The organism is Niveispirillum fermenti (genome assembly GCF_048066175.1).
GTDB classification, from domain to species: Bacteria; Pseudomonadota; Alphaproteobacteria; order Azospirillales; family Azospirillaceae; genus Niveispirillum; species Niveispirillum fermenti.
In genome coordinates this window covers 47,399-60,203 of record NZ_JBLTXA010000007.1, presented here as the reverse complement: position 1 = coordinate 60,203, position 12,805 = coordinate 47,399, and the positions used below count along the sequence as shown (strand labels likewise).

The 12,805-nt window shown below is 65.3% G+C and carries 13 protein-coding genes; 8 read left to right on the top strand and 5 right to left on the bottom strand.

Going from position 1 to position 12,805, the window contains the following annotated elements:
• Positions 1 to 3: 3 nt before the first annotated feature.
• The 6 genes from pcaG (at position 4) to ACM9LZ_RS09230 (ending at position 4,338) form a co-directional block, all read left to right on the top strand.
• Positions 4 to 645: a protocatechuate 3,4-dioxygenase subunit alpha gene (pcaG, locus tag ACM9LZ_RS09255; RefSeq protein ID WP_416619106.1), complete on the top strand. Its 642-nt coding sequence runs from the start codon at positions 4 to 6 to the stop codon at positions 643 to 645.
• A 201-nt stretch (positions 646 to 846) separates the two neighbouring features.
• Positions 847 to 2,199, top strand: a complete 1,353-nt coding sequence (gene pcaB / locus ACM9LZ_RS09250; protein WP_416619105.1) for a 3-carboxy-cis,cis-muconate cycloisomerase — start codon at positions 847 to 849, stop codon at positions 2,197 to 2,199.
• The gene (pcaD, locus tag ACM9LZ_RS09245) at positions 2,199 to 2,984 is read left to right on the top strand and encodes a 3-oxoadipate enol-lactonase (RefSeq protein WP_416619104.1); all 786 of its coding nucleotides are present in this window, start codon (positions 2,199 to 2,201) and stop codon (positions 2,982 to 2,984) included. The genes pcaB and pcaD overlap by 1 nt, the downstream gene beginning before the upstream one ends.
• Before the next feature lie 4 nt (positions 2,985 to 2,988).
• Positions 2,989 to 3,378 (top strand): 4-carboxymuconolactone decarboxylase, encoded by a 390-nt coding sequence (pcaC, locus tag ACM9LZ_RS09240; protein ID WP_416619103.1) that lies wholly within the window; start codon positions 2,989 to 2,991, stop codon positions 3,376 to 3,378.
• Positions 3,379 to 3,553: 175 nt separating this feature from the next.
• Positions 3,554 to 3,985, top strand: coding sequence for a CBS domain-containing protein (locus tag ACM9LZ_RS09235; protein WP_416619102.1), 432 nt, complete (start codon positions 3,554 to 3,556; stop codon positions 3,983 to 3,985).
• A gap of 62 nt (positions 3,986 to 4,047) precedes the next feature.
• Entirely contained in the window at positions 4,048 to 4,338 is a 291-nt protein-coding gene (locus ACM9LZ_RS09230) for a DUF6496 domain-containing protein (protein WP_416619101.1), read from the top strand.
• 255 nt (positions 4,339 to 4,593) lie between these two features.
• Here ACM9LZ_RS09230 and ACM9LZ_RS09225 read toward each other — a convergent pair whose 3' ends face one another.
• The 3 genes from ACM9LZ_RS09225 to ACM9LZ_RS09215 form a co-directional block, all read right to left on the bottom strand.
• Positions 4,594 to 5,718 (bottom strand): glycoside hydrolase family 130 protein, encoded by a 1,125-nt coding sequence (locus tag ACM9LZ_RS09225; RefSeq protein ID WP_416619100.1) that lies wholly within the window; start codon positions 5,716 to 5,718, stop codon positions 4,594 to 4,596.
• Between the two features lie 10 nt (positions 5,719 to 5,728).
• Entirely contained in the window at positions 5,729 to 6,709 is a 981-nt protein-coding gene (locus ACM9LZ_RS09220; RefSeq protein WP_416619099.1) for an SDR family oxidoreductase, read from the bottom strand.
• 163 nt (positions 6,710 to 6,872) lie between these two features.
• Complete coding sequence (locus ACM9LZ_RS09215) at positions 6,873 to 7,088, bottom strand: hypothetical protein (protein WP_416619098.1); 216 nt, start codon at positions 7,086 to 7,088, stop codon at positions 6,873 to 6,875.
• 330 nt (positions 7,089 to 7,418) lie between these two features.
• Here ACM9LZ_RS09215 and ACM9LZ_RS09210 point away from each other — a divergent pair, with 330 nt between their 5' ends.
• The gene (locus tag ACM9LZ_RS09210; RefSeq protein WP_416619097.1) at positions 7,419 to 8,183 is read left to right on the top strand and encodes a response regulator; all 765 of its coding nucleotides are present in this window, start codon (positions 7,419 to 7,421) and stop codon (positions 8,181 to 8,183) included.
• Between the two features lie 202 nt (positions 8,184 to 8,385).
• The gene (locus ACM9LZ_RS09205) at positions 8,386 to 8,895 is read left to right on the top strand and encodes a YciE/YciF ferroxidase family protein (protein ID WP_416619096.1); all 510 of its coding nucleotides are present in this window, start codon (positions 8,386 to 8,388) and stop codon (positions 8,893 to 8,895) included.
• 235 nt (positions 8,896 to 9,130) lie between these two features.
• Here ACM9LZ_RS09205 and ACM9LZ_RS09200 read toward each other — a convergent pair whose 3' ends face one another.
• Entirely contained in the window at positions 9,131 to 10,429 is a 1,299-nt protein-coding gene (locus tag ACM9LZ_RS09200; protein WP_416619095.1) for a glycoside hydrolase family 130 protein, read from the bottom strand.
• A 67-nt stretch (positions 10,430 to 10,496) separates the two neighbouring features.
• The gene (locus ACM9LZ_RS09195; RefSeq protein WP_416619094.1) at positions 10,497 to 12,773 is read right to left on the bottom strand and encodes a glycosyltransferase family 4 protein; all 2,277 of its coding nucleotides are present in this window, start codon (positions 12,771 to 12,773) and stop codon (positions 10,497 to 10,499) included.
• Between the last annotated feature and the right edge of the window lie 32 nt (positions 12,774 to 12,805).

Genomic DNA, 12,805 nt, shown 5'->3' with positions numbered 1-12,805 from the left:
TCCATGAGCGGACAAACACCCTGGCAGACCGTCGGCCCCTTCTTCCACTATGCCCTGCCCTGGAAGGGTGGCGCCGATCTGGTGGAAGGCAAGGGCGATGCCGGCGCGCGGATGGATTTGCTGCCCGACGGCCATTACACGCTGAACCCGAACGACCAGCCGCGCGGGGCCGCGAAGGGCGCGGTGGTGACCATCACCGGCACCCTGTTTGATGGTGACGGCGTGCCCATCCCCGACGGGTTTGTGGAACTGTGGCAGGCCAACGCCGCCGGCCGCTATGACAGCCCTGATGATACCCGCGCGGAGGTGGCGCTGGACCCGGATTTCATTGGTTTCGGCCGCGCCGCGACCGATGCGGATGGCATCTTCACCATCCGCACGGTGAAACCCGGCCGCGTCCCCGGTCCCGGTAACAGCCTTCAGGCGCCGCATATCGCCATTTCCGTCATGGCACGCGGCATCATCAAGCGCATGGTCAGCCGCATCTATTTCGCGGATGAGCCCAGCAACGCTGAAGACCCGATCCTGGACCTCGTTCCGCCTGCCCGTCGCGCCACCTTGCTGGCTGTCCCGGCGGGGGAGGGGCATTACCGGTTCGATATCCGCCTGCAGGGCGACGGGGAGACGGTGTTCTTCGACATTTGATGTTTCCTCCCCCCTCATCCCGGCGATAGCCGGGATCCAGGAGCCACCCGGCGAAACCCGGAATCCAGGAGCCACAGGCCCGACCTTTCGGCTGCTTTGTTCAGATGATGTTGCGGTCTGATCCTGGGGCCCCTGGCTCCCGGCTTTCGCCGGGATGACGGAAGGGAGTAAGCTGCGGCTCTTCCATCATATGGTTATCGCATGATCTCCACCCTGTTCACGCCTTTGTTCCAGACGCCCGCCATGGCTTCCCTGTTCGATGACCGGGCGGTGCTGGGCGCCATGTTGCGGGTGGAAGCGGCTTTGGCGTCGGCCCAATCCAGTATTGGCATGGTGCCGGCATCCGCCTTGGCCCCGATCCATGCCGCCTGCAATCCCGATCTCTATGATATCGCGGAACTGGGCCGGGCCACGGCGCTGGCAGGTAATCCGGCCATTCCGCTGGTCAAGGCGCTGACCGCCAAGGTGGCGGCGACCGATCCAGCCGCTGCGCGTCATGTGCATCGCGGCGCCACCAGCCAGGATATTATTGATACCGGCTTCGTCCTGCGCGCCCGCGACGCCGTGGCGCTGCTGCTGACCGATCTGGACCGCGCCATCCACGCCCTGGCCGACCTGTCCCGGCGCCATGCCACGACCCCCATGGCCGGTCGTACCCTGTGGCAGCAGGCTTTGCCCATCACGTTCGGGCTGAAGGCTGCCGGATGGCTGTCCATGCTGCTGCGTGTGCGTACCCGCCTGAGTGATGCCGGCACGGCGGTGTCAGTCCTGCAATTTGGTGGGGCGGCCGGCACGCTGGCCAGCCAGGGCGGGCAGGGGCTGGCTGTCGCCAGAGCACTGGCCATTGAACTGTCACTGCCCCTGCCTGACACGCCCTGGCACAGCCAGCGCGACCGGATCGCCGATCTGGGTGCAGCCCTGGGCCTGCTCACCGGCAGCCTTGGCAAGATCGCGCGCGACATCGCCCATCTGATGTCGTCGGAGGTGGCGGAGGTGTTCGAGCCGGCCGCCGCCGGCAAGGGCGGGTCCTCCGCCATGCCGCACAAGCGCAACCCCGTCGGCACCACCATTGCCTTATCGGCAGCCAACCGTGCCCCCGGCCTGGTCGCTACCCTGTTGACAGCCATGGTGCAGGAACAGGAGCGCGGCGTCGGCGGCTGGCATGCCGAATGGCCAGTACTGGCAGAGCTGTTCGCCCTGACATCCGGTGCCATGGCCCATATGGCGGAGACCCTGTCCGGCCTTGAACTGGACCCGGATGCCATGCGCGCCAATCTGAACCTGACCGACGGGTTGATGATGGCGGAAGCCGTGACCCAGGCCCTGGCCGAGGCATCGGGCCGCCATGATGCGGGGAAGATTGTGGAGGCGGCGTGCAAGCGCGCCGTCGTCGCCGGCCATGGCTTGCTGGAAGAACTGGTTGCCGATGCCGCTATCACCCCCCACCTGCCGCCTGAACGGCTGGCGGCGTTGATGCAGCCGGAAAGTTATCTCGGATCGGCTGGGGAATTCGTGTCCCGCGTGCTGAAAACCTATGAGCGGGAGATGATGTAATGGCCCAGTTCGTGACCCTGGCCGATGGTACCCGCCTGCATTGGCGCCTGGATGGGCCGGAGGGCGCGCCCATCCTGCTGCTGTCCAACTCGCTGGGAACCAATATGGAGATGTGGGCGCCGCAGATGCCCGCCTTGACCCAGCATTTCCGCGTCCTGCGCTATGATAGTCGTGGTCACGGTCTGTCCGATGCGCCCGCCGGTCCTTACAGCATCGATCTGCTGGGCCGCGATGCTGTCGGCCTGCTGGATGCGCTGGGGATTGAGAAGGTCCGCTTCGTCGGCCTGTCCAAGGGGGGCATGGTGGGGCAATGGCTGGGAGCCAACGCACCCGACCGGCTGTCGCATCTGGTCTTGTGCAACACGGCCGCCGAAATGGCCCCGGCCGAGCCGTGGAACGCCCGGATCGCCTTGGTAAGGGCGCAGGGCATGGGTGCCATCGTCAATGGTGTGGTGGAACGCTGGTTCACCGAGCCATTCCGCACTGCCCATCCGGAAGCCATTGCCCCCATCGCCGCCATGCTGCATGCCACACCGGTGGAGGGGTATACGGCCTGCTGTGCCGCCGTGCGCGACATGGACCAGCGGGCCTCTTTGCCGCGTATTCCGATGCCCACCCTGGTCATTGGCGGCCGCCAGGATCCTGCCACCCCGCTTGCCAGGAGCCATGAGTTGGCGAGCGCCATCCCTGGCGCCCGGCTGGTGGAACTGGACGCGGCGCATTTATCGAATGTGGAGCAGGCAGAGGCTTTCACCGAAGCCCTGCTGTCTTTCCTGAAGGATTGAGATCATGGATGAAGCCGAGCGCAAGGCATTGGGCTTCACAGCCCGCCGTTCCGTCCTGGGCGATGCACATGTCGACCGCGCCATCGCCAACACCACCGACTTCACGGCTGAATTCCAGGACCTCATCACCCGCTATGCTTGGGGGGAGATTTGGACGCGGCCCGGCATCGACCACACCACCCGCCGGCTGATGGTGCTGTCCACCATGATCGCGCTCAACCGGGAAGAGGAATTCATGATGCATGTCCGCGCCGCCGTGACCCATGGCGTGTCGCGCGACCTGATCAAGGAGGTGATCCTCCAGGCCGCCATCTATTGCGGCGTGCCGGCGGCCAACAGCGCGTTCCATGCGGCAGGCCGTGTCTTCGCCCAGATCGACGGGGCGGCGGACTGAAAGCCGGCCGCGCGGGGAAACCGGCTGGGACATTGGGCAGGGGGGTGGAACCTCGCCCATATCCGGTTGTTCCCCTATGCGTGGGACGGGGGATGTGGGCGTAACCGGGTCGATCGGGTTCATGGCGTGAACCAGGGCGGCCCGCTGCACCATGGTCCAGCCGATGGAGGCCGACATGAAAGTAAGCGAAGCCATGACGCGCGATGTCCGCATCGCCAACCCGACGGAAACGATCGAAGAAGCCGCCAAGATGATGGCGGACCTGGATGTCGGGTCCCTGCCCGTGGGTGACAACGACCAGCTGGTCGGCATGATCACCGATCGCGACATCGCGGTGCGCGCCGTGGCATCGGGCCGGGGTCCAAGGACCAAGGTCCGCGACGTGATGAGCCAGAACGTCAAATATTGCTTCGATGATGACGAGGTCGACGAGGTCTCGCGCAACATGGGTTATATCCAGGTCCGCCGCCTGCCTGTCATCAACCATGACAAGCGGCTGGTGGGTATCCTGTCGCTGGGCGATGTTGCCGTGAACGCGGCCAATTCGGCGGCCCAGGCACTGGGCGGCATCTCCCGTCCGGCCGGGGCGCACAGCCAGCGCGGCTGATGCCTGCCCAGCCTTGCCATGGACGGGGAAACCCGCCTTCAATCCGCAGGAGGATCGGATCAATGCCCAGACAATTGAACGAGGATCAGAAGCAGGTCGTCGGCCGCGTCATGACCAAGTACAAGCATGGCGCGATCGAGAAGGTCGGCGGCGGCCGGGTCAAAAGCCGCAAGCAGGCCATCGCAGTGGCGCTCAGCAAGGCGGACGCCAGCGGGAGCGCGGCGGGCAAGGCCCGCCGCAGCAATGCCACCGGGCCGACCAAGTCCGAGCTTTACGAAGAGGCCAGGCGGCGCGACATTCCCGGTCGTTCCCGCATGCGCAAATCGGAACTGATGCGCGTGCTTGGCCATTGATGCCCGGCCGTGACGCCTGACGGGGGAGGAAACGCGGCGGATCGCCGCCGCGTTTCCAGTCCTTCCGGGAAAAGGCTTTTGCTGTCGCTGGCCTGTCCGTCGATCTTCCCGTTACAAGCGCCATTGTAAAAGGTCCCGGTGCGTACACCTCACCGGGACATTAATGCGCTGTGGAGCGGGATGCGCCGGGTGGCTGGGCCAGGTTGCTGTCCGGGAATTGCCGATCCTCTCCCTGATCACGCATCACGCCGGGCATCACAGGCCGAAGACCCGCTTGGGGATGTGGGTGATGCGGCAGGCCAGATCGGCTTCCCCCGAAGCGACGATAAAATGGTTGCCGCCATCGGCGATGCCGGTGGTGAAGACGACATCGCGGATGTAAAGCTGATCTTCGATCGGCCGTGTCAGGTCCGCGTCGGGCTCCAACAGGGGTGCCTCGCCTTCCGCCAGGATACGGCTGGGATCGTCGCGGTCCATCAGTGTCCAATAGGTGCGGTAGATACCCACGATCTCCTTCGGTTCCACCCCGTGCCACAGGCTGAGCCAGCCGCGCTCGGTCAGGATGGGCGGCGCACCGCCCCCCATCCGCGCCGTCGTCACGGTGCCCGACCGCGGTCGGATGCCGGGGTGGCGATGGGGTTTCCAATGCCGCCCGTCGGGGGAGGTCGCCAGATTGATGGACGGCCCCGCGCGCCAGGGACTGCCGGGCGGATAGGCGAAATAGAGATCGCCCAGCGGCCTTGTCTGGGCCCAGTACCGGCCGCCGATCAACCCTTCGAAGATCAGCATGTCCTTGTTCTGGTGATCCAGCACGACATCCTCGAACACCCAGTCCAGCCCGTTGCTGGAACTGTAAAGCGTCGTGGAATGCCGCTCGGGACTGACCGAGCAGGTGGTCATCAGATACTGGCCGCCAACGCGGCTGATGCGGGCATCCTCCAGACCATAGCATTGGAAGCTGGCTTGCGGCGCGATGGCCTTGTCGTAATGGATGGCAATCCGCTCCAACCCGTCGGCGCTGAATTCCACGGGCAGCAGCCAGGAAAGGGAGGTGAGCGCCATGATGCGCCAGCCGCCGCCATGGATCAGGAACTTGCGCGGGTCGGCCGTGTCGGCCAGTTCCAGCGGCCAGGCATCCAGGACATAGCCTTCGCTGTCCGCGTCCCATCGGATCGCATGGACATGCCCGTCCCGGATGGGGTCCCGCAATGCCTCCGCCACCCGGACCATCAGCAGCAGGTTGCCGTTCGGCAGCCGGGTCATGCCGGGGTTGAACGCGCCCAGCACATAGGTTTCGGCCTCAAGCTGTCCGGCCATGGGTGACCGGGACAGGTCGATATCGTCGGGGGTCAGGACAAGCCGGTCAATCGCAAAGGACATGGGCCCGCTCCTACGCCTTCAGCCGGGGAACGATGGTCAGTTGCTGCACCACCACCCGGCTGGGCTGCGTCAGCAGATAGCGCACGCCGACCGCGATATCCTGTGCCCGCAGCAATTTCTCCTCGCGGATCAGTTCGTCCTGCTTTTCGGCCGGCAGTTCGGGATAATGGAAATCGGCACTGGTGAAGCCCGGCTCGACCAGGGAGACCTTCACCCCCTTGCTGCCCAGTTCCTTGGTCAGCGCTTCGGAAAAGGCGGCGATGCCGGCCTTCATGCCGGCATAGACCGTGGAACCCGGTGACGGCGCATGCGCGCTGGTCGATCCGATCAGCACGATATGGCCGTTGCCGCCCATCAGCCGGCAGGCGGTATGGGCGCTGGTGATATAGGCGGTGAAGTCGGTGGCGATGGCATAGCGCAAATCCTGCGCATCCATTTCCGTCAGCCCGTCGGCTGGCACGGCGGCGTTGATAACGGCGATGTCCAACCCGCCCAGATATTTATGTGCCGCGGCGAAGAACCGGTCGACGCCGCCCTGTTCGGCCAGGTCCAGCGCGATGCCGCTGCCTTCCCCCACCTCGCGGATGCGCTCCAGGGCGTCATGCAGATGCTCTGGCGTGCGGCCGCAGATGAAGACGCGGACCCCATAGCTTGCCAGCAGGATGGCGATGGCCCGGCCGATGCCGGTCGTGCCGCCCGTGATGATGGCCCGCTTGCCGGAAAGGGAGGGTTCGTCGGTATCGGCGTCGTGGAGGTCGGCCATCGTCCGTCCCGACGGTTCCCCGCTGCCGCGCGCGGCTTCCCCCGCCTTTTCGGTTGCGTGCAGATGCGCCTGACAGGGGCGGCCCAGGGTGATCAAGGGCGGACGGGTCCGCCGTGGCAGACCCTGTCGTCCGCCGCGCACACCGGGCGCGGCCAGGCAGGACATCATCAGGGCGGGGGAAAAGTTGCGGCCCTGACGACCGGAAAGCATTACCGTTTCGATGGTCATGGCGGTTTCCTGTGGCTGGTTCTTGAATGGAAACAGCCGCACGCCGCCAGGAGTTCCTGATTCTTACGGTCTTCTGCCCTTCGGACACCGGCCCTATGCCGGTGGTCTGGCCGCCTATTCCGCCTATCCATGTCGGATCGGCGGAAATGGCGGGATCGTCGGATCAGGTGCCGCCGACATGCAGAATGATATAGGCCAGCACCATGGCGCCGATGGCGCCCGCGATACCCAGCCCCAGCACCCAGCGCATGGGTTTCACTTCCACCGCCTGCCGTTCGGGGGGAACGGAAGTCATGATGGGGCCATTGTCCTTCATCTCCAGATGCTGTTCGGAAACCTGGGGTTCCTGCTTGTCGGGGTTGCGGGGGATCTCTGCCATTGTCCATCTCCTTGGTTTTTCCAGGTCGGCTGTTCCATGTCGGCCCCGGATCGGCATGTTCAGGGTGCCGACAGGGTACCGATCTGCCGCGCCGGCCTGTGACTTATGCCGGCTACCACCCTTGCGTCCTTTCATCCCGCCATTTCCTGGCGTTCAATGGGATAACGGGCATGTGGCCTTCAAGGTTCCCCAGAAGGCCGCCTGCAGGCGTTTCCAATGTGGAGCATTCGCTGCTCCCCTGTGTTTTGGTGCCCCCAACGCTGACCTATACGGCAGCAGCCGGGGACAAGGCCGCTGCAGCGGCCAAAGGGGGGACCCGAAGGGGGGACCATGTCTGCAACCGACAATATCGTTTGCCATCTGCCTTATCTCCGCCGTCATGCGCGCGCGGTGACGGGTGCCCAGGCGTCCGGCGACGCCTATGTCCTGGCCGTTCTGGATATTCTGGAAACGGATGATAGCTGGCTTTCCGCCACGTCCAGTGATCGTGTCGGGCTTTTCCGTCTGTTCAGCCGCTACCATGCGGCCGTTGGCGGTGACTGGCGTGTCCGGACGCCCGACCCCGCCCTTTGCCCGCGCCGCATGCGCGAAGTGCTGCTGCTGGTCGCGCTGGAGGGGTTCACCCTGGCGGAGGTGGCGGAAATCATGGAGACACCGGAGACGGAGGTGCGGAGCTTGCTGGCAGCGGCCGTCCGCGCTTTGATGGCTTTCGATGCCGCCGATGTGATGATCATGGAAAGCGAACCGTTGATCGCCATGAATATCGAACAGGTGGTTCTGGCCCTGGGGCATCGCGTGGTGGGCACGGCACGCACCGTGGCGGCGGCGGTTTCGATGTTCGACCGGCGCCGGCCCGACCTGATCCTGGCCGATATCCAACTCGCCGACGGCGGGTCCGGTCTGGAAGCCATGCATCAGATTCAGGCGCGGTGCCGCGTGCCTGTGATCTTCATTTCCACCTATCCGGAGGAAATGTTGACGGGTGAGCGTCCCGAGCCGGTCTTCCTCGTGGCGAAGCCCTTCGATGTTTCCATGGTCCGGGCGTTGATCGGCCAGGCACTTTTCTTCGCCGGCGGGCAATTGTCCCATATCTGATGCCGGATGCGCGCCAATCCGGCCCGAGGCCTATGATGCCGCGCCATTATCGTACCGGGAACCCGCCCCCTGTTTCTGGTGTTTCCTTCACAAGGGGGCAAAGCCGCCCTGAACAGGCGGCGACCGGTCCGGGCATGACCCCGGTGCTGCACCCCCGGACGGCATTCTAACCAATCACCGCTGAACCCACAGGAGCTGACCCATGGGCTTGTTCACGCGCGACATCAAGACGTTGGATGATCTTTTCGTGCATACCCTGCGCGACATCTACTATGCCGAAAACCAGATCGCCAAGGCGCTGCCGAAGATGATCGGCAAGGCCACCAGTCCCGAACTGAAGCAGGGGTTTGAAACCCATCTGCTGGAAACACGCGGCCAGATCCAGAGGCTGGAACAGGTCTTCAAGTTGCATGGCGTCGATGTGAAGGGCGTTGATTGCCCTGCCATCGATGGCATCATCGAGGAAAGCAACGAGATCGCAGGCGAAGTGGCGGACGAGGACGTGCTGGACGCCGCCCTTGCCGCCGCTGCGCAGGCGGTGGAGCATTACGAGATCACCCGGTACGGCACCCTGGTGGCCTGGGCCAACCGGCTGGGCCGGTCCGACTGCGCCGGCCTGCTGAAGCAGAACTTGGACGAGGAGGTGGCAACCGACCGCAAGCTGACGGAACTGGCCGAACGCATGCTCAACCCGCAGGCCGCCGTTAGCTGACCGGCTGATACCGGCGGCAAGGAATGACGCCCCATGGTTCGGAATTGTTTTCAAAATGGAAACTATGCTGGATCACGGCGCATGCAGGGGCGCATGCAGGCGCCATTGCGTAAAGCCGCCGCGACCACCAGGCGCCATGCCGAAGCGTGTCATGGCGAAGTGCCGTGACATGAAAGGGGCGGGATACCATTGGCATCCCGCCCCGTTTGCGTCTGCCGGCCGGTTTTTCAGCACCTCATGTCCGCATGGCGGCGAACAGTTCATCCAGGTCCAGCGTGGCAAAGCCGGTGATCGTGTCGGCGATGCCATAGGGCACGACCAGCCGCTTCCCATGGACCAGCGCGCCGCAGGTATAGACGACATTGGGCACATACCCCGCGCGTTCCGATTGCTCGGGCCGCAGCAGCGGTTCGGTCAGCCGGCCGATGACCTTGCTCGGGTCATCCTTGTGCAGCAGCACCGCGCCGATGGAATAGCGCCGCACGGGTCCCACGCCGTGGGTCAGCAGCAGCCACCCCTCGTCCGTTTCGATGGGCGGGCCGCAATTGCCGATCTGCACGAACTCCCACGGCTGGGCCGGGCGCATGATGGGGGTACCGTCCTCCCAGTTCTGCAGGTCGTCGGAATAGATCAGATACAGGTTCTCGTTGTCCTGGCGGCCGATCATGGCATAGCGGCCATTGACCCGCCGGGGGAACAGGGCCATGCCCTTGTTGCGCACGGCGGGCCCGCGCATGGGCATCATGCGGAACCGGTCGAAGGTGCTGGTCTCGATCAGCTCGGTACGGATCGAATGGCCGCTATAGGCGGTATAGGTCGCATAGTAGGTCTTGTGCCGCCCGTCGGTGAACTCCACGAAGCGCGCATCCTCGATGCCGTTGGCCTGGCTGTCGGTGACGGGGAAGATGACACGCTCGCTGATGTCATCCTCGGGCCGGAAGATGATTTCCACCTCGTCCCCGTCGGGCCCCGGCCGGCGGTTGGCGACACGCGGGATGGAGGCGAGCTGTGACTTCGGGTCCATGAGGATACGCCCGTCGGGGCAGATCACGCCCGTCAGGAAGGTGAGTGAAGAAATATGCCCTTCGCCCACGGCCCGCAGGCTCAGGATGAAGCGCAGGCCGCCCTCGATGATCCCCGACTGGTCGGGATGGCGCACGATGGACGGGTTGAACAGGGCAGAGGCCTCGAACGAATATTCATGCAGGAAATAGGCGCCCAGCAACTGGCGCTGGGCCGGCGTGAACGCCTCATGGTCGTCCAGCGCTTCCTCCATCTCGTCCGCCCGCTGCTCGAAAATCTCCAGAAGCTGCCGGTGCCGGCCACGGAAATTCTCCAGCACATCGGCAAGCTGGCTGACGGTGGTGTCCGGGTCCAGGGACAGGACGCGCTCGGTGATCCGGTTGGCGCGGGATTTGTCCTTGGAGTTGAGGTCGCGCGGCTCCGTCGCCGGCTTGAACGGGCGGACGACGACACGCGACGGGTCGGGCCGCAATTGCAGGGGTTGCCGGGTCAGGCTGGGAATGGTGGACAAGTGTGGGCTCCTTTCTCCGCAGCCGGCGCCGGCCGCGATGTCAGGTCTGACGTCGGGTGGGCGATTATCAGGCGCGCAGGGCCTGTACCGTCGGTGTCTGGGCAAGGCTGACGGTGCGGGCGGCCGACATGCGCCGCATGTCGGTAATGGCCAGCAGGTAGGACAGCACCGACTCCCCGCCGCGGTTCTCGTTCAGCCCGTCTGCGCACAGACCGTCGCGGCAGGCACCGATCTCGTCGGCCATGGGCATGCCCTGGTCGTTCTCGCCGTGGAACCAGGCGAAGGCGCGCGTGGCCTCCTGCCACCAGAACGGGTCTTTTTCAACCTGGAAGGCGGCGGCGCAGGCGGCGACCATGGCGGCGGCTTCCAGCGGTTGCTGGTCGAACAGGCGGGGCGGTACGCGCAGGTCGCCGAAGCTTTGCGATCCGACGGGGCGGAAGAAGCCCGAGGGTGCCGTCTGCACCTCGGCCAGCCAGCGCAGCGACCGCAGGCCGGCATCCGTCATCTCCTGGCTGCCCGTGGCGCGGCCCGCAAGGATCAGCGCCTGACTGAGCCGGGCATTGTCATAGGACAGCCCGTCCTCGAACCAGCACCAATCCTGGGTGGCGTTGCTCTTGAACAGGGTGACCAGCCTTGCGGCCAGCCGGTCGCGCATGCGCGCCGCATCACGGTCCCGCGGCTGGGCCGCGCAATAGCCATCCAGCCCCAGAAGCGTGAAGGTCTGGGCGCGGGTCGCCATGAAGCCATCCACCGTGGGTAGGGCCAGGCGGAACAGGTCGCGGGCCCAGGCCTGCCGATCCGGATCGGCATCACAGCGCGCGCATTCGCCCAGCGCCCACAATGTGCGCCCGTGGCTGTCCTGCGAGCCGCGCGCTTCCAGCCATTCGCGGTTGAACCCCATGAAATTGCGGAAATGCCGCGTGTCGGGGTTCCAGGCATGCTGGATGAAGGCGGTGAAGCGCGACACGGTGAGGTCCGGTACCTCCTCCTTCTCCCCCGCCAGTGCGCAGGCCAGAAGCAGCGCACGGGCATTGTCGTCCACGCAATAGCCGTGCGAACGGTCGGGCACGCCGCGTACCGCATGCTGGTACAGGCCCGTATCGTCACACATGCGCAGGAAATAATGCAGGTTGACGGCGGGCAGGGTGGGGAAGGGCAGGGAGGGCCGGCCGTGCGGCATGGCTTCGCGCGGGCGCTGTTCGCGCCGGACTTGCGCAAATAGCGCGGCATAGCGCTGGCCCACCCGGCTCCACACCATGTCGCGTCCGCATTCGAAGGCGCGGCGGCGCATGGCATTGCGGGCGTCATGGTCGGTCAGCAGGCCGGCGATGGCCTTGCCCATGGCTTGCGGATCGTTGAAGGGCACCAGCGCGCCCCGCCCGTCGGCCAGCAGCTCGCGCGCATGCCAATAGGGTGTGGAAACCACGGCCTTGCCCATGCCGAAGCTGAAGGCCAGCGTCCCCGATGTCATCTGCGCCGCATCCAGATAGGGCGTGACATAGACATCCGACATGGCGATGTGATCGACCAGTGTCGGATGATCGACAAAGCGGTTGGCGAACACGACGCGGTCGGCGACGCCCAGCCCCCGCGCCCGCTCCATCAACTGCTCGCGGTAGCGCTCGCCTTCGGTGCGCAACAGGTGGGGGTGGGTGGCGCCCAGGATCACATAGGTGGCATCGGGCTGGTGCGCCAGGATCGATGGCATGGCATCGATCACCGTCTCCAGCCCCTTGTTGGGTGAAAGCAGGCCGAAGGTCAGGATCACCGACTGGCCAACGAAGCCCAGCTTGCGCTTGAACCCGTCCGGTTCCTGGAAATCCGTGGCCGGGATGCCGTGGGGGATGACCGCGATCTTCTCGTCCGGGATGCTGTAGATGGTGCGCAGCAGACGGCGGCCCATTTCCGCCATGACCACGACGCGGCTGGAAATGTCCACCACCTGGGTCAGTACCCGTCGTTGCTGGTCGGACGGATCGGTCAGGACCGTGTGCAGCGTGGTGACGACGGGAATGCGCAGCCGTTTCAGCAGCAACAGCAGATGGGCACCCGCCTCGCCGCCGAAGATGCCGAATTCGTGCTGGACGCAGACCAGATCGAAATCGCCGCTGTTCAGCGCGTCGGCCGCCCGGACATAATCATCCACCATGGCCTCCCGGATCTCCAGGCGCACGATGTCGGGATAATCATATTCCTGCCCCCTGTCGGTCATGGCGACGATGCCGACCTCAAGGTCCGGCGATGCGGCGCGCAAGGCGTCGTGCAGGTCGGTCGTGAAGGTGGCGATACCGCAACGGCGGGGCAGCGCGTTGCCGATGATGGCGATACGGATGGGTTTGGGCATGGGACCGATCCTCGGGATGTTCGCCTTGGAAA